Origin of the sequence: Bacillus sp. FMQ74, assembly GCF_001875785.1 — a bacterium.
Classification (GTDB): domain Bacteria; phylum Bacillota; class Bacilli; order Bacillales; family Bacillaceae; genus Bacillus; species Bacillus stercoris.
Window position 1 is genome coordinate 1 of record NZ_MOEO01000002.1, and the last position, 24,251, is coordinate 24,251.

Annotated in this window: 18 protein-coding genes, 21 tRNA genes and 1 rRNA gene; 34 read left to right on the plus strand and 6 right to left on the minus strand. The window is 45.4% G+C overall.

Going from position 1 to position 24,251, the window contains the following annotated elements; genetic code table 11:
• The first annotated feature begins 53 nt into the window (after nucleotides 1-53).
• The 27 genes from rrf (at nucleotide 54) to glgP (ending at nucleotide 10,262) form a co-directional block, all read left to right on the plus strand.
• Nucleotides 54-169, plus strand: a 5S ribosomal RNA gene (rrf, locus tag BLL41_RS04410).
• Nucleotides 170-191: 22 nt separating this feature from the next.
• Nucleotides 192-267 (plus strand) — tRNA-Val (locus BLL41_RS04415).
• A gap of 31 nt (nucleotides 268-298) precedes the next feature.
• Nucleotides 299-374, plus strand: a tRNA-Thr gene (locus tag BLL41_RS04420).
• A gap of 37 nt (nucleotides 375-411) precedes the next feature.
• Nucleotides 412-487 (plus strand) — tRNA-Lys (locus BLL41_RS04425).
• A 10-nt stretch (nucleotides 488-497) separates the two neighbouring features.
• A tRNA-Leu gene (locus BLL41_RS04430) sits at nucleotides 498-584 on the plus strand.
• A 5-nt stretch (nucleotides 585-589) separates the two neighbouring features.
• Nucleotides 590-664: transfer RNA gene (locus BLL41_RS04435), tRNA-Gly, on the plus strand.
• Nucleotides 665-678: 14 nt separating this feature from the next.
• A tRNA-Leu gene (locus BLL41_RS04440) sits at nucleotides 679-764 on the plus strand.
• A 9-nt stretch (nucleotides 765-773) separates the two neighbouring features.
• A tRNA-Arg gene (locus tag BLL41_RS04445) sits at nucleotides 774-850 on the plus strand.
• A 15-nt stretch (nucleotides 851-865) separates the two neighbouring features.
• Nucleotides 866-942, plus strand: a tRNA-Pro gene (locus BLL41_RS04450).
• A gap of 5 nt (nucleotides 943-947) precedes the next feature.
• A tRNA-Ala gene (locus BLL41_RS04455) sits at nucleotides 948-1,020 on the plus strand.
• A gap of 20 nt (nucleotides 1,021-1,040) precedes the next feature.
• Nucleotides 1,041-1,117, plus strand: a tRNA-Met gene (locus tag BLL41_RS04460).
• 2 nt (nucleotides 1,118-1,119) lie between these two features.
• Nucleotides 1,120-1,196: transfer RNA gene (locus BLL41_RS04465), tRNA-Ile, on the plus strand.
• A 6-nt stretch (nucleotides 1,197-1,202) separates the two neighbouring features.
• Nucleotides 1,203-1,295: transfer RNA gene (locus BLL41_RS04470), tRNA-Ser, on the plus strand.
• Nucleotides 1,296-1,312: 17 nt separating this feature from the next.
• Nucleotides 1,313-1,389: transfer RNA gene (locus BLL41_RS04475), tRNA-Met, on the plus strand.
• 11 nt (nucleotides 1,390-1,400) lie between these two features.
• A tRNA-Asp gene (locus BLL41_RS04480) sits at nucleotides 1,401-1,477 on the plus strand.
• Nucleotides 1,478-1,489: 12 nt separating this feature from the next.
• Nucleotides 1,490-1,565 (plus strand) — tRNA-Phe (locus BLL41_RS04485).
• A gap of 19 nt (nucleotides 1,566-1,584) precedes the next feature.
• Nucleotides 1,585-1,660 (plus strand) — tRNA-His (locus BLL41_RS04490).
• Nucleotides 1,661-1,670: 10 nt separating this feature from the next.
• Nucleotides 1,671-1,744 (plus strand) — tRNA-Gly (locus BLL41_RS04495).
• 15 nt (nucleotides 1,745-1,759) lie between these two features.
• Nucleotides 1,760-1,836 (plus strand) — tRNA-Ile (locus BLL41_RS04500).
• Nucleotides 1,837-1,848: 12 nt separating this feature from the next.
• Nucleotides 1,849-1,923 (plus strand) — tRNA-Asn (locus BLL41_RS04505).
• 3 nt (nucleotides 1,924-1,926) lie between these two features.
• Nucleotides 1,927-2,017, plus strand: a tRNA-Ser gene (locus BLL41_RS04510).
• 29 nt (nucleotides 2,018-2,046) lie between these two features.
• A tRNA-Glu gene (locus BLL41_RS04515) sits at nucleotides 2,047-2,118 on the plus strand.
• Nucleotides 2,119-2,350: 232 nt separating this feature from the next.
• Entirely contained in the window at nucleotides 2,351-4,234 is a 1,884-nt protein-coding gene (gene glgB, locus BLL41_RS04520; RefSeq protein ID WP_071576929.1) for a 1,4-alpha-glucan branching enzyme, read from the plus strand.
• Complete coding sequence (locus tag BLL41_RS04525; RefSeq protein WP_071576930.1) at nucleotides 4,231-5,373, plus strand: glucose-1-phosphate adenylyltransferase; 1,143 nt, start codon at nucleotides 4,231-4,233, stop codon at nucleotides 5,371-5,373. The genes glgB and BLL41_RS04525 overlap by 4 nt, the downstream gene beginning before the upstream one ends.
• 23 nt (nucleotides 5,374-5,396) lie before the next feature.
• The gene (gene glgD / locus BLL41_RS04530; protein WP_083427935.1) at nucleotides 5,397-6,428 is read left to right on the plus strand and encodes a glucose-1-phosphate adenylyltransferase subunit GlgD; all 1,032 of its coding nucleotides are present in this window, start codon (nucleotides 5,397-5,399) and stop codon (nucleotides 6,426-6,428) included.
• Nucleotides 6,425-7,879: a glycogen synthase GlgA gene (glgA, locus tag BLL41_RS04535; RefSeq protein WP_071576931.1), complete on the plus strand. Its 1,455-nt coding sequence runs from the start codon at nucleotides 6,425-6,427 to the stop codon at nucleotides 7,877-7,879. Before glgD ends, glgA begins: the two co-directional genes overlap by 4 nt.
• Nucleotides 7,866-10,262 carry a glycogen phosphorylase GlgP gene (gene glgP, locus BLL41_RS04540; protein WP_071576932.1) on the plus strand — a complete coding sequence of 799 codons (2,397 nt, stop codon included), beginning with the start codon at nucleotides 7,866-7,868 and terminating at the stop codon, nucleotides 10,260-10,262. The genes glgA and glgP overlap by 14 nt, the downstream gene beginning before the upstream one ends.
• A 30-nt stretch (nucleotides 10,263-10,292) precedes the next feature.
• On the opposite strand, the gene BLL41_RS04545 is transcribed toward glgP, so the two are convergent.
• Both BLL41_RS04545 and cotI read right to left on the minus strand, forming a co-directional pair.
• Nucleotides 10,293-10,760, minus strand: a complete 468-nt coding sequence (locus tag BLL41_RS04545) for a TspO/MBR family protein (RefSeq protein WP_071576933.1) — start codon at nucleotides 10,758-10,760, stop codon at nucleotides 10,293-10,295.
• Nucleotides 10,761-10,839: 79 nt separating this feature from the next.
• Nucleotides 10,840-11,913: a spore coat kinase CotI gene (gene cotI / locus BLL41_RS04550; protein WP_083427936.1), complete on the minus strand. Its 1,074-nt coding sequence runs from the start codon at nucleotides 11,911-11,913 to the stop codon at nucleotides 10,840-10,842.
• A gap of 189 nt (nucleotides 11,914-12,102) precedes the next feature.
• Here cotI and cotSA point away from each other — a divergent pair, with 189 nt between their 5' ends.
• The 3 genes from cotSA to BLL41_RS04565 are packed head-to-tail and all read left to right on the plus strand — an operon-like array spanning nucleotide 12,103 to nucleotide 14,742.
• Nucleotides 12,103-13,236, plus strand: coding sequence for a spore coat protein CotSA (gene cotSA / locus BLL41_RS04555; RefSeq protein WP_071576935.1), 1,134 nt, complete (start codon nucleotides 12,103-12,105; stop codon nucleotides 13,234-13,236).
• 14 nt (nucleotides 13,237-13,250) lie between these two features.
• A complete protein-coding gene (cotS, locus tag BLL41_RS04560; protein WP_071576936.1) occupies nucleotides 13,251-14,306 on the plus strand; it encodes a spore coat putative kinase CotS in 1,056 nt (351 codons plus the stop codon).
• A gap of 1 nt (nucleotide 14,307) precedes the next feature.
• The gene (locus BLL41_RS04565; protein ID WP_071576937.1) at nucleotides 14,308-14,742 is read left to right on the plus strand and encodes a hypothetical protein; all 435 of its coding nucleotides are present in this window, start codon (nucleotides 14,308-14,310) and stop codon (nucleotides 14,740-14,742) included.
• A 74-nt stretch (nucleotides 14,743-14,816) separates the two neighbouring features.
• Here the strand turns inward: BLL41_RS04565 and BLL41_RS04570 are convergent, their stop codons facing one another.
• Genes BLL41_RS04570 through BLL41_RS04580 form a run of 3 tightly spaced genes read right to left on the minus strand, consistent with a single transcriptional unit; the run spans nucleotide 14,817 to nucleotide 18,276 of the window.
• A complete protein-coding gene (locus BLL41_RS04570; protein ID WP_071576938.1) occupies nucleotides 14,817-16,040 on the minus strand; it encodes a glycosyltransferase family 4 protein in 1,224 nt (407 codons plus the stop codon).
• A gap of 2 nt (nucleotides 16,041-16,042) precedes the next feature.
• Nucleotides 16,043-16,993, minus strand: a complete 951-nt coding sequence (locus BLL41_RS04575) for an NAD-dependent epimerase/dehydratase family protein (RefSeq protein WP_071576939.1) — start codon at nucleotides 16,991-16,993, stop codon at nucleotides 16,043-16,045.
• The gene (locus BLL41_RS04580) at nucleotides 16,990-18,276 is read right to left on the minus strand and encodes a UDP-glucose dehydrogenase family protein (RefSeq protein WP_071576940.1); all 1,287 of its coding nucleotides are present in this window, start codon (nucleotides 18,274-18,276) and stop codon (nucleotides 16,990-16,992) included. Before BLL41_RS04580 ends, BLL41_RS04575 begins: the two co-directional genes overlap by 4 nt.
• A 171-nt stretch (nucleotides 18,277-18,447) precedes the next feature.
• Here BLL41_RS04580 and BLL41_RS04585 point away from each other — a divergent pair, with 171 nt between their 5' ends.
• Nucleotides 18,448-19,263, plus strand: a complete 816-nt coding sequence (locus BLL41_RS04585) for a UTP--glucose-1-phosphate uridylyltransferase (protein WP_071576941.1) — start codon at nucleotides 18,448-18,450, stop codon at nucleotides 19,261-19,263.
• Nucleotides 19,264-19,271: 8 nt separating this feature from the next.
• Here BLL41_RS04585 and BLL41_RS04590 read toward each other — a convergent pair whose 3' ends face one another.
• On the minus strand, nucleotides 19,272-19,991 hold the full coding sequence (locus BLL41_RS04590; RefSeq protein ID WP_069840191.1) for a yteA family sporulation protein: 720 nt from the start codon (nucleotides 19,989-19,991) through the stop codon (nucleotides 19,272-19,274).
• Between the two features lie 289 nt (nucleotides 19,992-20,280).
• On the opposite strand from BLL41_RS04590, the gene BLL41_RS04595 reads away from it, so the two are divergent.
• Genes BLL41_RS04595 through menH form a run of 3 tightly spaced genes read left to right on the plus strand, consistent with a single transcriptional unit; the run spans nucleotide 20,281 to nucleotide 24,247 of the window.
• A complete protein-coding gene (locus BLL41_RS04595) occupies nucleotides 20,281-21,696 on the plus strand; it encodes an isochorismate synthase (protein ID WP_071576942.1) in 1,416 nt (471 codons plus the stop codon).
• On the plus strand, nucleotides 21,693-23,435 hold the full coding sequence (gene menD / locus BLL41_RS04600) for a 2-succinyl-5-enolpyruvyl-6-hydroxy-3-cyclohexene-1-carboxylic-acid synthase (RefSeq protein ID WP_071576943.1): 1,743 nt from the start codon (nucleotides 21,693-21,695) through the stop codon (nucleotides 23,433-23,435). Before BLL41_RS04595 ends, menD begins: the two co-directional genes overlap by 4 nt.
• Nucleotides 23,423-24,247 (plus strand): 2-succinyl-6-hydroxy-2,4-cyclohexadiene-1-carboxylate synthase, encoded by an 825-nt coding sequence (gene menH, locus BLL41_RS04605; RefSeq protein WP_071576944.1) that lies wholly within the window; start codon nucleotides 23,423-23,425, stop codon nucleotides 24,245-24,247. The genes menD and menH overlap by 13 nt, the downstream gene beginning before the upstream one ends.
• Nucleotides 24,248-24,251 lie beyond the last annotated feature (4 nt).

A 24,251-nucleotide genomic window follows, 5' to 3' on the forward strand; every position in this document is an offset into this window, starting at 1 on the left:
TTTTGATTGATGTCACACCTGTTATCTAGTTTTGAGAGAACACTCTCAATTTGTTTGGTGGCGATAGCGAAGAGGTCACACCCGTTCCCATACCGAACACGGAAGTTAAGCTCTTCAGCGCCGATGGTAGTCGGGGGTTTCCCCCTGTGAGAGTAGGACGCCGCCAAGCAATTGCACGTTAGTGCAATTATGGAGGATTAGCTCAGCTGGGAGAGCATCTGCCTTACAAGCAGAGGGTCGGCGGTTCGAGCCCGTCATCCTCCACCATTCTTCATTATACATATCGGTTTACATATATGCCGGTGTAGCTCAATTGGTAGAGCAACTGACTTGTAATCAGTAGGTTGGGGGTTCAAGTCCTCTTGCCGGCACCACTTTTATATGGTATAATATTTAAGTCTATTGTAAGAAGAGCCATTAGCTCAGTTGGTAGAGCATCTGACTTTTAATCAGAGGGTCGAAGGTTCGAGTCCTTCATGGCTCACCATTTACATGTTGCGGATGTGGCGGAATTGGCAGACGCGCTAGAATCAGGCTCTAGTGTCTTTACAGACGTGGGGGTTCAAGTCCCTTCATCCGCACCATTTCTGCGGAAGTAGTTCAGTGGTAGAACACCACCTTGCCAAGGTGGGGGTCGCGGGTTCGAATCCCGTCTTCCGCTCCAACTATACCATCCACGCCGGGGTGGTGGAATTGGCAGACACACAGGACTTAAAATCCTGCGGTAGGTGACTACCGTGCCGGTTCAAGTCCGGCCCTCGGCATTAAGTTTTGCGCCCGTAGCTCAATTGGATAGAGCGTTTGACTACGGATCAAAAGGTTAGGGGTTCGACTCCTCTCGGGCGCGCCATGATCTACATGAAATCGGGAAGTAGCTCAGCTTGGTAGAGCACATGGTTTGGGACCATGGGGTCGCAGGTTCGAATCCTGTCTTCCCGACCATTCTTGGGGCCTTAGCTCAGCTGGGAGAGCGCCTGCTTTGCACGCAGGAGGTCAGCGGTTCGATCCCGCTAGGCTCCACTTGGTTTCTAAAAATATTTGGCGGTGTAGCTCAGCTGGCTAGAGCGTACGGTTCATACCCGTGAGGTCGGGGGTTCGATCCCCTCCGCCGCTACCAATGGACCTTTAGCTCAGTTGGTTAGAGCAGACGGCTCATAACCGTCCGGTCGTAGGTTCGAGTCCTACAAGGTCCACCACTATACGGAGGAATACCCAAGTCTGGCTGAAGGGATCGGTCTTGAAAACCGACAGGGGTGTCAAAGCCCGCGGGGGTTCGAATCCCTCTTCCTCCGCCATACATATTCCCAATCATCGCGGGGTGGAGCAGTTCGGTAGCTCGTCGGGCTCATAACCCGAAGGTCGCAGGTTCAAATCCTGCCCCCGCAACCAAATTTTAAAATGGTCCGGTAGTTCAGTTGGTTAGAATGCCTGCCTGTCACGCAGGAGGTCGCGGGTTCGAGTCCCGTCCGGACCGCCATTTAAATACTTAGGCTCGGTAGCTCAGTTGGTAGAGCAACGGACTGAAAATCCGTGTGTCGGCGGTTCGATTCCGTCCCGAGCCACCATTTATCAATATATATTTTGGCGGTTGTGGCGAAGTGGTTAACGCACCAGATTGTGGCTCTGGCATTCGTGGGTTCGATTCCCATCAATCGCCCCAAATAAAAATTGCGGGTGTAGTTTAGTGGTAAAACCTCAGCCTTCCAAGCTGATGTCGTGGGTTCGATTCCCATCACCCGCTCCATTTCTATATCGTCATGGGCCTGTAGCTCAGCTGGTTAGAGCGCACGCCTGATAAGCGTGAGGTCGATGGTTCGAGTCCATTCAGGCCCACCATGACTTTTATATTCCACAGTAGCTCAGTGGTAGAGCTATCGGCTGTTAACCGATCGGTCGCAGGTTCGAATCCTGCCTGTGGAGCCAAATGGAGAAGTACTCAAGTGGCTGAAGAGGCGCCCCTGCTAAGGGTGTAGGTCGTGTAAGCGGCGCGAGGGTTCAAATCCCTCCTTCTCCGCCATATGATTTCAGATATAAATTATAATTGTCGGCCCGTTGGTCAAGCGGTTAAGACACCGCCCTTTCACGGCGGTAACACGGGTTCGAATCCCGTACGGGTCATCCAGAAGCCTTGCATATCCTGCAAGGCTTTTTTGTTTTTATAAATCATGGATATGCCATAGGCTTCGTTCTTTATTTTAAAACAGGCAACAAAAATCTCCATATATTTCGTTTTTCTTCAGAAATTGAAGTTAATTGTCTATAAGTATAAGCGCTTTCAGGAAAGGGCTTTTTTTTATTTCTTCGAATAAATACTATAAATGAAAACTATGATGTCAGAAAGGATGATTACATGGCCGCTGCCAGCCCTACAGCACATGATGTTTATCTTTTTCACGAAGGCAGTCTGTTTAAAAGCTATCAGCTGTTTGGCTCGCATTTTCGTGAGCTGAATGGCACAAGCGGATATGAATTCTGTGTGTGGGCGCCTCATGCGTCGGAAGTACGAGTGGCTGGGGATTTTAACAGCTGGTCGGGAGAACAGCATGTGATGCACAGAGTGAATGATAATGGCATTTGGACGTTATTTATTCCGGGTTTAGGAGAAAAGGAACGATATAAATATGAAATCGTGACGAATTGCGGTGAGATCAGGCTGAAGGCAGATCCATACGCCATTTATTCAGAAGTCAGACCAAACACAGCGTCACTTACTTACGATTTGGAAGGGTACAGCTGGCAAGATCAAAAATGGCAAAAGAAACAGAAGACTAAGACGCTGTATGAGAAACCTGTTTTCATTTATGAACTGCATCTCGGGTCTTGGAAGAAGCATTCTGATGGCAGGCATTACTCCTATAAAGAATTAAGTCAGACGCTTATTCCGTATATCAAAGAGCATGGGTTTACCCATATTGAACTGCTTCCGGTGTATGAGCATCCATATGATCGTTCCTGGGGGTACCAAGGAACGGGGTATTACAGCCCGACAAGCAGGTTTGGCACACCGCACGATCTGATGAGGTTTGTTGATGAATGTCATCAACAAAATATCGGAGTCATTCTAGATTGGGTCCCTGGACATTTTTGTAAAGATGCACATGGCCTTTATATGTTTGATGGAGAACCGCTTTATGAATACAAAGAAGAACGTGATCGGGAGAACTGGTTATGGGGTACGGCAAATTTTGACCTGGGAAAACCAGAAGTTCATAGTTTTTTAATTTCGAATGCGTTGTACTGGGCGGAATTCTATCATATAGATGGATTTAGGGTTGATGCAGTGGCTAATATCTTGTATTGGCCAAATCAGGATGAACGCCACACGAATCCCTATGCTGTTGAATTTTTAAAAAAACTCAATCAAACCATGAGAGAGGCATATCCACAGGTGATGATGATCGCGGAAGATTCTACAGAATGGCCTCAAGTGACAGGTGCCGTTGAGGAAGGGGGGCTTGGTTTTCATTATAAATGGAATATGGGATGGATGAATGACGTACTGAAATACATGGAGACGCCGCCCGAAGAAAGGCGGCATTGTCATCAGCTTATCTCTTTTTCATTACTGTATGCGTTTAGTGAACATTTTGTGTTGCCGTTTTCTCATGATGAAGTCGTATACGGAAAAAAATCACTTCTTAATAAAATGCCTGGCGACTACTGGCAGAAATTTGCCCAGTATCGGCTTTTGCTGGGCTATATGACAGTGCATCCCGGAAAGAAATTGATCTTTATGGGATCAGAGTATGCCCAATTTGATGAATGGAAAGATACAGAACAGCTTGATTGGTTTTTGGACTCCTTCCCCATGCATCAGAAAGCCAGCGTTTTTACGAAAGATCTTCTCCGCTTTTACCAAAAAAGCAAAATCCTTTATGAACATGACCATCGTGCACAATCGTTTGAATGGATTGATGTCCATAATGAAGAACAATCAATCTTTTCTTTTATTCGTTATGGCAAAAAGCACGGTGAGGCGCTTGTCATCATTTGTAATTTTACACCCGTGGTCTATCATCAATATGATGTTGGAGTTCCTTTTTTTACTCAATACATCGAAGTGCTTAACAGTGACAGTGAAACATATGGAGGCTCAGGACAAATCAATAAAAAGCCGTTATCGGCCAAAAAGGGAGCTCTTCATCATAAACCGTGTTATATCACGATGACCATCCCCCCTTACGGCATCTCAATTTTACGGGCGGTTAAAAAAAGAGGAGAGATTAAAAGATGAAAAAACAATGTGTAGCCATGCTCCTTGCCGGCGGGAAGGGCAGCCGTCTCAGCGGATTAACAAAAAATATGGCCAAACCGGCTGTATCTTTCGGGGGAAAATACAGGATTATTGATTTTACTCTAAGCAACTGCTCCAATTCAGGCATAGACACAGTCGGGATTTTAACGCAATATCAGCCGCTTGAGCTGAATTCCTATATTGGAATCGGCAGTGCATGGGATCTTGATAGATATAATGGCGGAGTGACGGTTTTACCCCCTTATGCCGAGTCATCAGAAGTCAAATGGTATAAAGGGACGGCAAGCGCCATTTATGAAAATCTCAATTATTTGAATCAGTATGATCCTGAGTATGTACTGATTTTATCAGGGGATCACATATACAAAATGGATTACGGCAAAATGCTTGATTTTCACATTGAAAAGAAAGCAGATGTGACCATTTCTGTCATCGAAGTGGGCTGGGAGGAAGCAAGCCGGTTTGGGATCATGAAGGCCAATGCAGATGGAACGATCACACAATTTGATGAAAAGCCCAAGTTCCCTAAGAGCAATCTTGCCTCAATGGGAATTTATATCTTCAATTGGCCGCTTTTGAAACAGTATCTTGAGATGGACGATCAGAACCCTTATTCTAGCCACGACTTCGGCAAGGACATTATTCCTCTGCTTTTGGAGGAGAAAAAGAAGCTTTCCGCTTATCCGTTCAAAGGATATTGGAAGGATGTCGGAACAGTGCAGAGCTTGTGGGAAGCCAACATGGATTTGTTAAAAGAGGACTCGGAGCTGAAGCTGTTTGAACGCAAATGGAAAATTTACTCCGTCAATCCAAATCAGCCCCCGCAATTTATTTCATCTGATGCGCAGGTTCAAGATTCGCTTGTGAACGAAGGTTGTGTTGTTTATGGAAATGTGTCTCACTCCGTTCTTTTTCAAGGTGTGACTGTCGGTAAGCATGCGACTGTCAAATCATCCGTCATAATGCCGGATGTGACGATTGGGGAGCATGTAGTGATTGAAAATGCCATCGTTCCTAAGGGGATGGTGATCCCGGATGGCGCAGTGATTCGCTCCGAAAAAGATATTGAAGAGGTGCTGCTCGTTTCAGAGGAATTTGTAGAAAAAGAATTGATTTAATTACTGAACAGGGGGCAGAATCAGTGTTCAATAATCAAATGTTAGGTGTTATAGATGAAACCACATATAAGCATTCTCTTCAGGATTTAACAGCACAGCGGTCGCTTGGGGCGATCCCTTTTGCCGGCAGATACCGTCTGATTGATTTTATGCTATCCAATATGGTGAATGCGGATATTAGGAGTGTTGCAATTTTTCCGAAGTATCGTTACCGTTCGCTCATGGATCACCTTGGGGCAGGTAAGGAATGGGATTTGCATCGGAAAAAGGACGGTCTCTTTTTTTTCCCGTCTCCCCATCTTCATCACGAATACGATGAATTCGGTTCCTTTCGCCAGTTTTCGGACCATCTAGATTACTTCCACAGAAGCACGCAGCAATATGCTGTTATCTCCAACAGCCATACCGTATGCAACATTCAATTTCAATATGTGCTGAAACGCCATCAGGAGGTTGGCTGCGATGTCACCGAGGTATTTCAGGACGGCCAGTCGCTGCAAATTTATATCATGTCTACAACACTTTTAAAGGATCTGATCTACGGACACAGCGAAAAAGGCTATAAAACCATTCAAGAGGCTGTTGAAAAGGAAGCGTCCGCCTTGACCATTTGCCCTTATGAATATTCCGGTTATGCCGCTGTTATTGATTCGGTGGAAAAATATTATACCCACAGTATGGAACTCATTCAGCCTCGTTTTTGGCAGCAGGTGTTTTTGCCGCAGCAGCCGATCTACACAAAAGTGAAGGATGAACCGCCGACAAAATACGGAAAATACAGCACTGTCAAAAATTCTTTGGTGGCAAACGGCTGTGTGCTTGAAGGAGAGGTTGAAAACTGCATTTTGTTCAGGGCGGTCCATGTCGGAAAGGGAACGAAGCTGAAAAACTGCATTATTATGCAAAAAACGCAGATTGGCGAGGATTGTCTTCTTGAGCAGGTCATTTCTGATAAGGACGTTAAAATCGGCAAGGCGACGGAAGCTGCTGGAACAGCTGACCAGCCGCTTGTATTAAGAAAAGGTTTGGTGCAAGGAGAGCTGATGAATTCTTGAAGATATTATTTGCTGTGTCTGAATGCACCCCATTTGTTAAATCCGGAGGTCTTGCCGATGTAGCAGGTGCTCTTCCGAAGGCGCTTGCGAGATTAGGCAATGAGGTATATGTGATGCTGCCGAAGTACAGCCAAATACCTGAGCCATGGAAAAAGCGTATGAAAAAAAAGGCTGAGTGTACCGTAGCTGTCGGCTGGCGCCAGCAATATTGCGGAATTGAACATGTGGCAGAGGATGATGTGAATTATTACTTCATCGACAATGAGTACTATTTCAACAGGGATTCGTTGTACGGGCATTATGATGATGGTGAGAGGTTTGCCTTTTTTTCAAGAGCTGTACTGGAGGCTGCCAAAGTTGTGAATGTTCCAGCCGATATTGTTCATACTCACGATTGGCATACAGCGATGGTCAATTATTTGCTGAAAGAGGAGTATAGAAAGCATCCTTTTTATGAACGGATGAAAAGCGTACTCACGATCCACAACCTGCAGTTTCAAGGCATATTTCCTCCTGATGTCACACATGACTTGCTGGGTCTTGAGATGGATCATTTTCATTATGAAAGGTTAGAATGCAACGGTTTTGTTAATTTTATGAAGGCGGGCATCATTGCGGCTGATCATGTGACGACTGTGAGCCCTACTTACAGAAATGAAATCTTGACGCCGTATTATGGTGAGCAGCTGGAGCAGGTTTTGCAATATAGGGAAAATGATGTAACGGGCATATTAAACGGCATTGATGATACGTTCTATCAGCCAAAAAGCGATCCTTATATAGAGGCGCAGTACGACTCGGAGCAGCTTGCATGCAAGCTGGAAAACAAAACGAAGCTTCAGCGGCGGATGGGGCTTCCAGAGAAAAACGATATTCCGCTGATCAGTATGGTGACAAGGCTCACTAAACAAAAGGGGCTTGATCTTGTCCGCAGAATTATGCACGAGCTACTTGAGGAGCAAGACATACAGCTGGTTGTGCTGGGTACAGGAGAACGTGAATTCGAAGATTATTTTCGGTATGCAGAATTTGCTTTTCATGAGAAGTGCCGAGCTTATATTGGGTTTGATGAGCCGCTTGCCCACCAAATTTATGCGGGCTCTGATATGTTTTTGATGCCGTCGAAATTTGAGCCGTGCGGCTTAGGGCAGCTCATTGCTCTTCAATATGGCGCCATTCCGATTGTCAGGGAAACGGGCGGACTTTACGACACTGTCCGTTCCTATCAGGAGGAAGAGGGAACGGGCAATGGTTTTACATTTTCCGCCTTCAATGCGCATGACCTGAAATTTACGATTGAAAGGGCGCTGTCGTTTTATCGGCAACAGGATGTATGGCAGAGCATCATGAAGACCGCAATGAATGCAGATTACAGCTGGGGGAAGTCGGCTAAAGAGTATCAGCGCATTTTCGAGCATGTGACAAGGAGTGGACGGGATGTTCTCGAGTAAAGAACGCTTTGCAGATTTATTTTTAAAGCGGCTGGAAATGACGTGCGGAAAAAGCTTTAAAGATTCTGCCAAGCTGGATCAATATAAAACGTTGGGCAATATGGTCAGAGAGTATATCAGCGCAGATTGGATCAAGACGAATGAAAAAAGCAGATCCAATTCCGGGAAGCAGACATATTATCTATCAATCGAATTTCTGCTCGGTCAGCTCCTTGAACAAAACTTAATGAATCTTGGTGTTCGTGATGTTGTAGAAGCTGGTTTAAAGGAAATCGGCATCAATTTAGAGGAGATCCTTCAGATAGAGAACGATGCTGGTCTCGGCAACGGCGGGCTTGGCCGCTTGGCCGCTTGCTTTTTAGATTCTCTTGCTTCGTTGAACCTGCCTGGGCACGGGATGGGCATCCGTTATAAGCATGGCTTGTTTGAGCAAAAAATTGTAGACGGGCATCAGGTGGAGCTGCCTGAGCAATGGCTGAAAAACGGGAATGTATGGGAAGTAAGGAATGCGGATCAGGCAGTTGACGTTCCGTTTTGGGGCGAGGTGCATATGACAGAAAAAAGCGGGCGTCTGCATTTTCGCCATGAACAAGCGACAATTGTTACCGCTGTTCCTTATGATATACCGATCATCGGCTATGAAACGGGCACTGTCAATACGTTAAGGCTTTGGAACGCCGAGCCCTATGCGCATTATCACGGCGGTAATATTTTGTCTTATAAGCGGGAAACAGAAGCGGTTTCTGAATTTTTATATCCCGATGACACCCATGACGAGGGGAAAATTTTACGTCTGAAGCAGCAGTATTTTTTGGTATGCGCAAGCTTAAAAAGCATTGTGAACAATTACCGAAAAACACATAAATCTTTATCCGGCCTGCATAAAAAAGTGAGCATTCATATTAATGACACTCACCCTGCGCTTGCGGTGCCTGAGCTGATGCGGATTTTGCTCGATGAAGAGAACATGAGCTGGGAAGAAGCTTGGCATATCACTGTACATACGATTTCTTATACGAATCATACTACATTGTCAGAAGCGCTTGAGAAATGGCCGATTCATTTGTTTAGGCCGCTGCTTCCGCGCATGTATATGATTATTGAAGAGATCAATGAAAGGTTTTGCCGCGCAGTTTGGGAAAAGTATCCGGGAGACTGGAAAAGGATAGAGGACATGGCGATTACAGCGCATGGTGTTGTCAAAATGGCTCATCTGGCCATAGTAGGCAGTTACAGTGTGAATGGCGTTGCAAAAATTCATTCCGATATATTAAAGGAAAGGGAGATGCGCGACTTTCACTTGCTGTTCCCAAATCGTTTTAACAATAAGACGAATGGAATTGCCCACAGGCGCTGGCTGTTAAAAGCGAATCCAGGCTTGTCTGCCATCATTACAGAGGCGATCGGCGATGAATGGGTGAAACAGCCGGAATCACTGATCCGTTTAGAACCGTACGCCTCTGATCCTGCATTTATTGAACAGTTTCAAAACAACAAAAGCAAGAAAAAACAAGAGCTTGCCGATTTGATTTTTTGCACGGCAGGGGTGGTTGTGAACCCTGACAGCATATTCGACGTACAGGTGAAACGGCTTCATGCATATAAACGGCAGCTGTTGAATGTTCTTCACATTATGTATTTGTATAATCGCCTCAAGGAAGATTCGGGGTTTTCAATCTACCCGCAAACCTTTATTTTCGGGGCAAAGGCTTCACCAAGCTATTACTATGCCAAGAAAATCATTAAGCTGATCCATTCTGTTGCAGATAAAGTCAATTATGATCCAGCGGTCAAACAGCTGATCAAAATTGTTTTTTTAGAAAATTATAGAGTTTCTATGGCTGAGCGAATTTTTCCGGCGTCAGATGTAAGTGAGCAAATTTCAACCGCAAGCAAGGAAGCGTCTGGTACAGGAAATATGAAGTTTATGATGAACGGCGCTTTAACGATCGGCACGCATGATGGCGCTAATATCGAAATCCTTGAGCGGGTGGGCCCTGACTGTATTTACACATTCGGCTTAAAAGCGGATGATGTTCTATCGTATCAGGAAAACGGCGGCTATAGATCGAGGGAATATTATCAGCATGACCGGAGAATCAGGCAGGTAGTCGATCAGCTGATCAATGGTTTTTTTGAAGGAGAAACAGATGAGTTTGAATCGATCTATGACTCACTGCTCCCGCATAATGATGAGTATTTTGTGCTGAAGGATTTCAGCTCATATGCAGATGCGCAGGAGCGAATTCAAGCTGATTATCGAGAGCGAAGGAAATGGTCTGAGCGTTCGATTGTAAACATTGCTCATTCTGGATATTTCTCCAGCGACCGCACGATCCGGGAATATGCGAAGGACATTTGGGGCATCAAGCCGATGATATGAAAAAGCCGCTGTATAAGCGGCTTTTTTTGTTCACAGATTTATTGAATCGATGGTAAAGGATAAGAACGTCGCAAATGCACTCCATAAAAAATAAGGCAAAAGAAGATAGCTTGCGGCTCTGTTGTATTTTTTCGCAATGATCAGTAATACGATTGCTGTGATGGCGACCAGCAGACAGTCAAGCGATGCAGCCAGCAGATTTTTTTGCGTAAACTGGAAATAGCTGAATGCCTGATTGAGCACGTAATTTATTAATAGCGCAAACCAAAAGCTTTTTGCACCTTTAAATGAAAACGCAGCATATATAATGGCTGCTGAAAGGGAGATCAGGGCAAACAGGATGGCCCAAATGATGCCGATCGCAGTTCCGCTTGGCGTCCAGTCCGGTTTTTTCAATGAATTGTACCATTCTTGGTCCACAGGAAACAGGTAACCCGCGGCTGAAAACAGCGCATATGTAATCACAAAAACGGCTAAGGCGCCGACAATCTTTTTCATATTTGCTACCTCCGCATGTATTTATTTACCCTTTATCTTATAAAGATCAAACCCCCGATATGCGGGGGAAATGATGGTCTTAAATAAGCTGCTGCAATGCGTTTGCTTTAATGCGTTCATATTCAAAAGCTGATTCTAATTCTTCCTTCGGTAAAGCCGACTTGCGGACGTATTTTTCGCGAATGACATCGTAAAGCTCATAAGGAAACAGCATATCAATAAACATGACTTGTTTTTGTTCTTCAGTTAATGGGGCTCTGGATTCGTATGCGTTCAGCATGACATGAAATGTCTCGTCATCCCAAACGCCCGTCGTATCCAAAAGCGGAATAATCATTTTGCGCAAATCGCGAATAGGCAGATCAAATGAAACGGTATCTAAGTCAATGACCCAAATCTGTTCATTTTCCCCTAAGAGTGTATTTCCGGTTCCGTAATCCTGGTGGCAAAGGTTAGGGCTTTTTTTCAGCTGTTCAGTCCATGGAACATAGGTCGACTGCAAAAGCTGGTCTTTGATGCGCAGCCCGTCTTCAATAAAGCCATCTATCTCCTGAAGATAAAGCTGTGAGAAAGGATCTTCTTTTTCCGCCTCCGCCATCAGCTTCCATGTTTCCATCTGTTTGCACCGTTTCGTGTAGTGATTTGGCCAGCGACCTAATTTGGTAAATACGGGAACGCCATTTGGCGGCTGATATCCGACGGACGCTGTATGAAAATCAGCAAGGCCTTTCATGATAAACTCCAAGTCCTGCTTTACAGTCAGCTCAAACGGTCTTCCTTCGATCCAGTCATATACGACAAATAGAAATGAGCCGTGCTTGGAATATAGGCTGCCTTTTTTGTTTGGGAGTATGCCAGGAACATTCATTCCTTTTTTTGCTAAATAGTCCTGCGCGAAAATGGAAAACAACGCTTTCTTTTCTGGCCTGTGTATTCGTTTTAGACAAACCGCGCCGGAGTCTGTGTGGACCTTCCAGACTAGCGCCATCTGGTTTCCCTGAATGACGTCTATTTTTTCAGCCTGCACATCCCATCCTTGAAGCACATTTTCAGCCAGCTCCGTTAATTTTTTTGCATCTTCTGCTGATAAAGGAAGCTCTGATGAATTCCCCTCCTCAATGACTTCATGGTTTTCTGCCATTAAAGGACACATCCTTACCTGTTTTACTCCTACCTTATGAATCAAAAGGAAAAAATGATTGAGATATTTGACTATATTTAATAGATGAATATGGTTGTTTACCCGTTTTGTTTTTAGGGCAGTCCCATTCCGCACAAGTTGGTTGTTCAGCCGTATCATGATTCTAACTAGTTAAAAATCATGCAGGAATGGAGGCTATGTATGAAAATAGCACTGATCGCCACAGAGAAGCTTCCTGTCCCATCGGTTCGAGGAGGCGCCATTCAAATCTACCTCGAAGCGGTTGCCCCTTTAATTGCCAAAAAACATGAGGTGACTGTGTTTTCTATTAAAGATCCGAATCTCGCTGATAGAGAGAAGGTAGACGGTGTCCATTATGTGCATTTGGATGAAGACCGTTATGAAGAAGCCGTTGGAGAAGAGCTGAAAAAGAGCCGTTTTGATCTTGTGCATGTTTGTAATCGCCCAAGCTGGGTTCCGAAATTGAAGAAACAGGCGCCAGATGCTGTTTTTATTTTAAGCGTTCACAATGAAATGTTTGCTTACGATAAAATCAGCCAGGCGGAAGGCGAGATTTGCATCGACTCCGTAGCGCAGATTGTTACGGTCAGCGATTATATCGGACAGACGATCACAAGACGTTTCCCGTCAGCACGATCCAAAACAAAAACAGTGTATTCTGGTGTGGATTTAAAAGCGTACCACCCTCGCTGGACGAATGAAGGGCAGCGGGCTCGCGAAGAGATGCGAAGCGAGCTAGGGCTTCACGGCAAAAAAATTGTCCTTTTTGTCGGCCGGCTTAGCAAAGTCAAAGGCCCGCACATTTTATTGCAGGCTTTGCCGGACATCATTGAGGAGCACCCCGATGTCATGATGGTATTTATCGGGTCAAAATGGTTCGGAGATAATGAATTAAATAACTATGTCAAACATCTTCATACCCTCGGTGCGATGCAAAAGGATCATGTCACATTTATTCAATTTGTGAAGCCAAAGGACATTCCGCGCCTTTATACCATGTCAGATGTATTTGTATGCTCTTCGCAATGGCAGGAGCCTTTAGCAAGGGTGCATTATGAAGCGATGGCTGCGGGACTTCCAATTATCACAAGCAATCGGGGAGGCAATCCAGAGGTCATAGAGGAAGGGAAAAACGGCTACATCATTCATGACTTTGAAAATCCTAAACAATATGCCGAACATATCAATGATTTGCTGACTAGCTCGGAAAAGCGGGAACGGCTTGGGAAATACAGCCGCCGTGAGGCAGAAAGCAATTTCGGCTGGCAGAGGGTGGCTGAAAATCTGCTCAGCGTCTATGAAAAGAACAGATAGAAGGGGTGAACAGAGTGTACCAAAAAGAGCATGAAGAACAGATTGTGTCTGAAATTCTCAGCTATTATCCTTTTCATATTGACAATGTGGCACTGAAATCGAACAAAAGCGGACGCAAAATCTGGGAAGTTCAAACTGATCATGGCGCAAAGCTATTAAAAGAAGCGCAAATGAAACCGGAACGGATGCTTTTTATCACTCAGGCACATGCCCATTTACAAGAGAAAGGGCTGCCGATAGCGCCGATTCATCAAACAAAAAATGGCGGGAGCTGCTTGGGCACAGATCATGTTTCTTACAGCTTATATGACAAAGTGACAGGAAAAGAAATGATTTACTATGATGCAGAGCAAATGAAAAAAGTCATGTCGTTTGCCGGCCATTTTCATCATGCGTCAAAAGGATATGTTTGCACAGATGAAAGCAAGAAGAGAAGCAGGCTGGGAAAATGGCATAAATTGTACCGATGGAAGCTGCAGGAACTTGAAGGGAATATGCAGATCGCAGCATCCTATCCTGATGACGTATTTTCGCAAACTTTCTTAAAACATGCTGATAAAATGCTGGCAAGAGGAAAAGAAGCTCTTCAAGCGCTTGATGACTCAGAATACGAAACCTGGACAAAAGAAACGCTCGAGCATGGCGGATTCTGTTTTCAGGATTTTACATTGGCACGTTTGACTGAGATCGACGGGGAGCCTTTTTTAAAGGAGCTTCACTCGATTACCTACGATTTGCCTTCAAGAGACCTTCGTATTCTGCTGAATAAAGTGATGGTTAAGCTTTCTGTGTGGGATACTGATTTCATGGTTGCACTGCTTGCGGCCTATGACAAAGTGTATCCGCTCACAGAAAAACAGTACGAGGTACTTTGGATTGATCTCGCGTTTCCGCATTTGTTCTGTGCAATCGGCCATAAATATTATTTAAAGCAAAAGAAAACGTGGTCAGATGAGAAGTATAACTGGGCGCTGCAAAACATGATTTCTGTTGAAGAATCTAAAGATTCGTTTTTGGATAAACTGCCGGAACTGTATAAAAAGATAAAAGCGTATCGGGAGGCGTATTGACATGAGATCATCGAGACAAAAAGCCTCTATTTCTAAACTGGATCTCGACCAATTCGTATTTACACCGCCTGGATCGATGGGATGGCAGGCTCATGACTCAATCCCAGCTGAGAAGGAAGAAGAGGAGAAGCATTTAGATGTGGGCAGCATTCGAGAGCTCCCTCACATCAATGCACCGAAAGAATATCAAGAAGAAACGAAGGAAAAGGAAACAGATCACAAAATCGTCGATGATGAAGAAGAAACGAAATTCGAAACCACTCTAGAGCCTGAGGAGAAACGTGATTCGAAACACTCAGCGCCCCCATATGAAGAGGAAGAGGAGGAAGATGAAGAACCAGACTTAGCGGAGGAAGCTAGAGTGGAAATCATCATTCTTCCAAGTGATTCTAAACCAGCTCCATGGTTTTCTCCAACTGTAAAGCGCAAGGCATAAAGTCACTTTTATGCCTTTTTTTGAGCTCTCTGCAACAAAAAACAGCCCGTTTTGCAACGCGAGCTGTGTAGGTTTTATGATTTTGCTTTCACAAAAAGCTGATTGATAGATGATAAATCAAAGTTTTGCGTCAGAAAAGGCGGCGGGAATTGTTTGTTTTTCGGGGTCAAAACGGATTGGTAAACTGCATTTAGCCGTTTGGCAGCATGTGTAAAGGTAAATAAAGCTTCTACATGCTTACGGCCGTTTTTTGTCATTTTGTTCATTAATTCATGATCAGTAAAGGCTCTGTCAATTGCTTTTGCAAATGAAGAAGGTTTGTTGTAGCTGTCAATGACAAGGCCGGTGACTTCGTGTTTTACGACTTCTCCGTTTCCGCCCCGGTTTGTGGTAATTAAGGGCGTGCCGGCTGCCATTGCTTCATAATTCACACGGGCGAGGGGTTCATTCCACTGAGAGCTGCACACAAATACATCTGCCATCAGAAAAAGGTTTGGTATGTCGTCTGCGGGAATGAATTTTGTAAAGATCACGTGGTCTCTGTACGGCAGCGCCAGCTTGTGCAGATAGGTGACATATTGATTTTCGCTGTCATCGCTGAACCACTTTCCGCCTGCTATGACAAGTACAGCATCAGGATGCTGCTGTAAAATCCTTCTCATGCTGTGAATGAGAAGGTGAGGCCCTTTTGTCGGGCTTAAGCGGCCGGCGAATAAAATAACTTTTTTATCCTCAATGGCGTATTTTTTTCGGTATGTTTCTCTGACAGCCGCGCCTTTCGTCGTCCAGACGGGCGGATAAGAGTGTAAATCAACGCCCGAGTACACGACTTTTGTGATGTCCTCGGCTTCAGGGAAACGTTCAATGACGGTTTGTTTAATAAATTCGCTGACAGTTGTGATCATGGAGACATTGTCGAGTACTTCTTTTCCTTGCGCGAAGGTCATCTTTTTTTCAGAAAACATTTCGTTATGCAGGCTCAGAATGATCTTGCTGTTTGGTGAGGCTTTTTTATATAAAGAGACATTTAAAGGCCTGTTGAACACATGAATGAGGTCAAAGGAAGAGGCTCGCAGCTCTTCGGCTACCGCCTCTCGGTAATGCTCTTTTGGCAGATGGATATAATGTACGCCGTTTTTCGTTTCTCTTTTTGGAAGCGATGGATCTTCTATTGAAAAAATGGTCAGGTCGTACCGGCTGCTGAAATAGGGTGTGACACCATCAATCATCATTTGAATAGCGCCGCCGCGTACCGCGGGCGCCGGCAGCTTTTCTGTACAGATAAAAGCAAGCTTCATTTTCATTCCCCCTGATACAGCGACGATAAATAGGCAATTTCGTTAGTCAAGCCATCCTTTAAGGATGTGGCAGGATCATAATGCAAGAGCTGCTTTGCTTTTGAAATATCCGCCCAGGTGTTGCTCGGTTCCCCTGCTATTTTCTCCGAAAAGTGCAGTGTTGCTTTTTTACCGGAAATATCTTCAATGAGGGAGACAACCTTTAAGACTGAGGCACGTTCAGCACCGCCGATATTTACCGTTTCACCAATAAGGTGGGGTTTCCCAAGAACAGCGGTGATGCCTTTAACACAGTCACCGATGTAAGTAAAATCTCTTGACTGCTGCCCGTCACCGAAGATCGTGAGCGGTTTTTGCTGAAGGTGCTGCTTGATGAGCCGGTGAAAAGCCATATCCGGCCGCTGTCTTGGCCCGTAAACGGTAAAAAAACGGAGAACCACAATTGGAATGTCAAAGCTTTGTTGATACACATGGCAAAGCTTTTCACCAGTAAGCTTTGTTACCCCGTACGGAGATAAAGGGGAAAGCGATGTGTTCTCGCTGACTTTTCCTTGTTTTTCGCCATAGACGGAAGAGGTGGATGCAAAGACGAACGTTTGAATAGGATGTTCCCGGCATGCCTCAAGGAGTCTTTGGAGCGCTTGGATATTATGTGCGGCATAAGGGTGGAAATGATTACCCCAGCTTGAGCGGACACCCGGAATGGCCGCCAAATGAAAGATGACGTCCACTCCTTCCAGTAAGGGAGAAAGATCCGCAGTCAGCAAATTTTCCTTTATAAACGTAAATCGTTTTTCTTGCAGCAGGATTTTAAGGTTTTTTAATTTTAAGGAAAATGGAGTAGGACCGATAAAGTCATCGATTCCGATAACGTGATGTCTCATATCCTTCAGTAATTCTTCGCAGAGGTGGGAGCCGATAAAGCCCGCTGCTCCTGTGACGAGTATTTTCATGGACGGCCAACTCCCGTACAGATCAGGCCGCAAGCCTCGATCAGTTCTTTTTTTAGTACGTTGCGCCCGTCAATCACAAGACGCCCTTTCATGATATCTGCAGCCTTTTTCCAATCAAACGCTAAAAACTCGGGCCATTCTGTCGCCAAAAATAAAAAGTCACTCTCTTCGATCGCATCAAAAGCTTGAGAATGCTGAGTTACATGTTGCCGCAAATGTTCTGGAAGGACAGCTTCAGGATCATATGCATGAACATCACATCCCAGCTCTGCCAGCCTTTCGATTAGTCTGACGGCCTGAGAATTTCTGGTGTCATCGGTATGAGGTTTGAAGGAAATGCCGAGTACAGCTGCTTTCTTGCCTTGAAGTGTATCGAAGAATGACTGTATTTTTTTGATATACAGGCCGAGCTGGGTGTCATTAATGTGCTGCACGGCTTGAAGCAGGAAGGTCTCCGTGTTTTTTTCCTTGGCAGCAAATTGCAGCGCCTGCAGATCCTTTGGAAAACAAGAGCCTCCGTATCCGATGCCGGCCTGCAAAAAGTGCCTCCCGATTCTCGGATCTAGTCCGATAGCGCGGGAAATATCCGAGATATCTGATTGATAGGCTTCACATAAGCGGGCCATTTCGTTAATGAACGAGATTTTGGCCGCTAAAAAGAAATTATTGGCATATTTGATCAGCTCTGCTCCTGCTAAGCTTGTAACGATAAAAGGGGTATCAATGTGTTTGTAAATGGATTTGACGATTGCTGCCGATACGTGATCTTCCTCCTGAACACCGATGACTGTTTTGTCAGGATGCAGCATGTCATATAAGGCATTGCCTTCCCGCAGAAACTCCGGATTGGATACGATATTAAAGAGGTTTTTAGACACTCCGGAGGCAATCAGCTGTTTTGCTATGTTTTCATTTGTCCCGGGCGGAACAGTGCTTTTCGTAATGATGGTTTTATACGATCGGATTGCCTCGCTTAAATCACCGATGACGGACTGCAGGGCTTTCGTATCAGCTGATCCGTCCGAACGCGGCGGAGTTCCGACTGCGATAAAAATAACGGGACATTCCTCCATGCTCGATTTCACTTCAGAAGAAAACGAGAGATTGCCGCAACGAAGTATTGCATCTGAAAGCCCAGGCTCATAAAAGGGAATGACTCCTTTTTTCAGCTGCTCGATTTTTTTGACGTCTTTGTCTGTGCATATCATGTCATGTCCGATGGATGCCAGTGCCGCTGATAGGGTTAAACCGACATACCCGGCGCCAACCACACAAATTTTCATCACCTGAGCTCCTTTTCAAGATTACTGGTCATATATCAATATCCTATTAAAAAAGGGCTGGTTCGTGATTCCGCTTTCTGCCCAGTTGCGTCCGCCTAATTTCAGATGGACAAACATCGGGATGCGCTCTTGGAATATCATGTAATAAACATAAGCTGAGGGGAAAATACCATGATAAAAAAAGCGATCATTCCTGCCGGCGGATTCGGCACGAGAAATCTGCCGGTGACGAAGGTGATTCCGAAAGAAATGTTTCCGGTAGGGTCTAAGCCTGTGATTCATTATATTGTTGAAGAACTAAAGGAGTCAGGCATTGAGGACATTTTGATGGTTGTATCGAGCCATAAAAACCTGATTGTCGACTATTTTGATTCCTCTTTGGCACTCGAAGCTTTTCTGGCCTCCCGGGATAAACTGCATTTACTCAGTGAGCATCCCATTCCGGATATACGAATTCACTATGTGCGCCAGCCTTATGCAAAGGGTCTGGGTGATGCCATTTCTTACGGAAGGCCATTTGCAGGCGGAGAGCCTTTTGCCGTCGTTTTGCCCGATGATCTGATTTTTTCCGCCAATCAGCCGGCTTTGGGACAGCTGATTGAAGCGTATACGAAATATCAGTCCAGTGTGATCGGCTTAAAAGAAACAAAGACGGAGGATTTACATCATTACGGGGTGATAAAGGGGGAGCCTGTTGAAAAAGGGATTTATCGCATCCAGGATATTGTGGAAAAGCCTAAACAACCGCCATCTCATTTTGCTGCAGCAGGACGTTATATTTTCACACCGGATATCTTTGATAAGCTGGACGAATTAGAAGCTGATAACGGAGAAGAAGTGCAGGTAACGGATGCGATTAAAGCTTCACTCGGGGCATGCAATGTTTACGGGAAATTGCTAGAGGGCGAGCGGTATGACATCGGCCTGCAAAAGGATTATTTGAGGTTGATTTCCGATATGCTGAAAACGGAAAAGAACCCCCGATAATCGGGGGTTCAATCAGCGTGGAGATCGCCGAATGTTGTCATGATTCCCTCTTCGTCAAGTTCTTCCTCATAACGCTCATGGGCTCTGCTTTGATAAACGGTAATTTCTTTGCCGGTGATATCAGTAGCAATGAAATTTTCGTAAGACTCCGTATTGCCGATATTCTCTTCGGCATTCATCGTCATATCATCATAGCTGAGCGGAGGGTTTTCCATATCCTGCGGCGTTTGCGAGTTACCATATTTTTCGACATCCTGATAGGAATCCTCACTGTCATATGGCGCTCTGATTTCTTCATCATCGTCAAATTCAAATTGCCCGAATGGTGTTTCTTCTTCGATCGGACGGTCTTTGGAAACAACATCCTGTGATGAATACTCTGCGAGCGTCGTGGCAGTCGGAAGCGCTTCAAGACGTTCGTAAGGGATTTCCTTTCCGCTGACCTCACAAATACCGTACGTACCGTTTTCTATTGCCTTCAATGAATGCTCAATGTCCCGAAGGTGTTCTCGCTCATGTAAATCGAGAGCGATGTCTTTCTCACGCTCGTAAAGTTCGGTTGCATGATCGCCGGGGTGGTTATCATAAGCTGAAAGCTCACCCATTGAATCATAAGGAAAGGCTGAATTGAGCTGAAAATGGTCATTGTCTTTAAAACGGTTTAAGATATCTTTTTTCGTTTGTTCCAGTTCATTTTTTAAATGCTGCAGCTGGTCTTTTGTAAGCAATGTGATCGCCTCGTTTCTCTGTGATGCATACCTTTAGTATGAACAGATCGCCCGAGAACTTTCATAAATGCCGGATGGAGGAATATAGGAAGTTTTCCTTTTATGGTAAGCGGATACAAGCTTTGCTACCAGTGGAGAAAGAAATTTAAGCTTTGTTTCTTTTTCATTTCTGAAATTAGGTTTATAATAGGTAAGGCAGGCCATTTGGACTGCATGATCTGTGTTTGACACAAAGAAGACACAGGTGTATGGTATTAAAAGCATTTTAAGGATTATGGAGGAATGTCTCATGGTGACAACGGTGCAGCGTACGTTCCGAAAGGAAGTTCTACATGCATTACATAAAGCCAAAGAAGTCAACCATGCTGTCTTAATAAGCTATTCGAGACAAATCGAGTCTCTTGACCCTCTATCATTTTTCAATTACAGAGCAAAAAAATATACAGGCAATCGATTTTTTTGGTCAGATCCTGAAAGTGAATTGACAATAGTCGGTCTTGGCAAAGAAGCGGTTTTCCAGACAAATCAAAAAAACAGCGAGCGGTATCGTGAGGTTTTTGAACAATGGGAGCGCTTTAAAAAGACGGCTTTTCATATTTATGAAGAAGAAAAGCTGCAGCATTCTGCAGTGGGACCTGTGTTATTCGGAGGATTTTCTTTTGACCCTTGCGAAGAAAGAGGTTCACAATGGGACCATTTCTCGGAAGGGGATTTCTTTGTGCCTGCGCTTATGCTGACGATGACTGCTGAAGGCCCGTTCTTAACAGTCAACAGATGGGTAAAAGGAGAAGAAGATGCAGAGGCTGTTTTGGAAGGCTTACAAGCTTTTGCAGCGGAATTTATGATTCCCGGTTTCAAGCAAGAAGATCAAGCTGTGATTGCAGAAGTTCAAGAGCTGGATAAAGATGATTGGCTGAAAGCAATCGAAACGGCAACAAGCCAAATTAAGGAGAAACAATATGATAAGGTGGTTCTTGCCCGAGAGCTGCTGCTCACGTTTGACGGTCCAATTCAAATTGAACCGGTGCTTAAAGCGCTTCTGAACGATCAGCAGACAAGTTATGTTTTTGCAATTGAAAAGGAAGGCAAAACCTTTGTCGGCGCATCTCCAGAAAGACTGATCAAAAGGGACGGCAGCACTGTCATGTCTACTTGTCTGGCAGGCTCCATTAAACGAGGCGTGAATGAAGAAGAAGACCGCCGGATCGGGCTTGAACTATTAAACGATGAGAAAAACCTGCTTGAGCATGATATTGTCGTAAGCATGATTCATAACGCTTTTGAATCAGCCTGTTCGGAGGTTGAAAAGTCTGATGGGCCTGTATTGTACAAAACAAAAAGCGTTCAGCACCTATTTACGCCGATTGTCGGACAGCTGCGTGACTCTGCTTCGATTTTTGACTTAATTGAGAAGCTGCATCCCACTCCGGCGCTTGGGGGAGCACCTAAGGAAAAGGCTGTTGAAGTGATCAGAGAGATTGAGCCGATGACTCGCGGCTGGTATGCAGCCCCTATCGGCTGGATTGACAGCCAGGATAATGGAGAATTCGCAGTAGCTATTCGTTCCGGACTGATCGAAGGCAGTACAGCAAGGCTGTTTGCCGGGTGCGGTATTGTGGAAGACTCGGAACCAATCTCGGAATATGAAGAAACGCAGATTAAATTGAAGCCGATGATCTCTGCATTAGGAGGTGAGAGGCGTTGACTGTCAACCCGATTACTCATTACATCGGAAGTTTTATTGATGAATTCGCCCTTTCCGGAATTACAGACGCCGTCGTTTGTCCGGGCTCAAGATCCACACCGCTGGCTATTCTTGCTGCCGCGCACCCCGATATTAGCGTCCATGTCCAAATTGATGAAAGATCGGCCGGGTTTTTTGCATTAGGATTGGCAAAAGCGAAGCAGCGTCCCGTACTATTGATCTGTACATCGGGAACAGCCGCGGCCAACTTTTATCCGGCTGTGGTTGAAGCCCATTATTCAAGGGTGCCTATTATTGTGTTAACTGCTGATCGGCCTCATGAGCTGCGCGAAGTAGGCGCACCGCAGGCTATTAATCAGCACTTCTTATTCGGTAACTTTGTTAAGTTTTTCACAGACTCTGCTCTTCCTGAAGAGTCTCCGCAAATGCTGAGATACATCCGAACGCTGGCAAGCCGCGCTGCTGGAGAAGCACAAAAACGACCAATGGGGCCTGTCCATGTGAATGTGCCGCTGCGCGAACCGCTGATGCCGGATCTTTCGGATGAGCCGTTTGGAAGAATGAGGACAGGCCGTCATGTGTCTGTAAAAACGGGTATGCAGTCAATTAACCGCGAATCCCTGTCTGATGTGGCTGAAATGCTCGCAGAGGCTGAAAAAGGAATGATCGTCTGCGGAGAGCTCCATAGTGAAGCGGATAAGGAAAACATTATTGCGCTGTCAAAAGCGCTTCAGTATCCGATTTTAGCGGATCCGCTGTCTAATCTGCGGAATGGTGTTCATGATAAAAGCACTGTCATTGATGCGTATGATTCATTTTTAAAAGATGATGAGCTGAAGCTGAAACTTCGTCCTGATGTTGTCATCCGGTTTGGGCCGATGCCTGTTTCAAAACCGGTTTTCTTATGGCTTAAAGATGATCCGGCGATTCAGCAAATCGTGATTGACGAGGATGGAGGGTGGAGAGACCCGACACAGGCAAGCGCGCATATGATTCATTGCAATGCGTCTGTTTTTGCTGAGGAGATCATGGCAGGCCTTGCTGCTACCACCAGATCATCAGAGTGGCTTGAGAAGTGGCAGTATGTCAATGAGCGGTTCCGTGCGCATCTGCAAACAATCAGCAGTGAAGATGTTTCGTTTGAAGGCAATCTCTATCGAATCCTTCAGCATCTTGTGCCTGAAAACAGCTCGCTGTTTGTCGGCAACAGCATGCCGATCAGGGATGTTGATACGTTTTTTGAAAAGCAGGAACGCCCTTTCCGGATTTATTCAAACCGGGGCGCAAACGGGATAGACGGTGTCGTCTCCTCTGCGATGGGGGTATGTGAAGGAACAAAAGCGCCTGTTACCCTTGTGATTGGAGATTTATCTTTTTATCATGATTTAAACGGCCTGCTCGCGGCCAAAAAACTGGGCATTCCTCTTACTGTGATTCTTGTCAATAATGACGGCGGAGGGATCTTCTCCTTTTTGCCGCAGGCTTCTGAGAAGACACATTTTGAAGATTTGTTCGGCACACCGACTGGGCTCGATTTCAAGCATGCGGCTGCACTTTACGGCGGAACGTATTCATGCCCGGCTTCTTGGGATGAATTCAAAACAGCTTACGCGCCGCAGGCAGACAAGCCCGGACTCCATTTGATCGAAATCAAAACGGATCGCCAATCGAGAGTCCAGCTTCATCGCGATATGCTGAACGAGGCTGTGCGGGAAGTGAAAAAACAATGGGATCTGTAAACATAACGGTGTCAGATGGTGTCCGATATGCTGTGACAGACGTCGGGCCGGATGCTTCCGAAGCCGTCGTCTGTCTGCACGGGTTTACAGGCAGCAAACAATCATGGACTTTTCTTGATGAGATGCTGCCTGATTCCCGCGTGATCAAAATTGATTGTTTAGGGCATGGTGAAACCGATGCCCCACTGAATGGGAGAAGATACAGCACTAGTCGGCAGGTTTCTGACCTTGCCGAGATTTTTGATCAATTAAAACTTCACAAAGTGAAATTGATTGGGTATTCTATGGGAGGAAGGCTTGCTTACTCTTTTGCGATGACATATCCAGAGCGGGTATCGGCACTTGTGCTTGAAAGCACAACGCCGGGGCTCAAAACGCTTGGGGAACGGCGGGAGCGGATCATGCGGGACCGGAAGCTTGCTGATCTTATTTTGCGTGACGGGATCAAAGCGTTTGTTGACTATTGGGAGAACATTCCTTTGTTTTCATCCCAGCAGCGGCTGGCTGAAGATATTCGGCACAGGATACGATCGGGCCGTCTGCGGAACAATAAGATTGGGCTTGCGAACAGCTTAACCGGCATGGGCACCGGTTCACAGCCTTCCGTGTGGAGCCGTGTAAAAGAAATAGGCGTTCCTGTGCTCCTGATCTGCGGAGAGTGGGACGAAAAATTTTGCGCCATCAATCAAGAGGTGCATAAGATGCTTCCTTCTAGTAGAATAGAGATTGTTCCAAAAGCAGGACATACGGTCCATGTGGAACAGCCGCGATTGTTTGGTAAAATAGTGAGTGAGTTTTTGACAAGCATCTGACTCA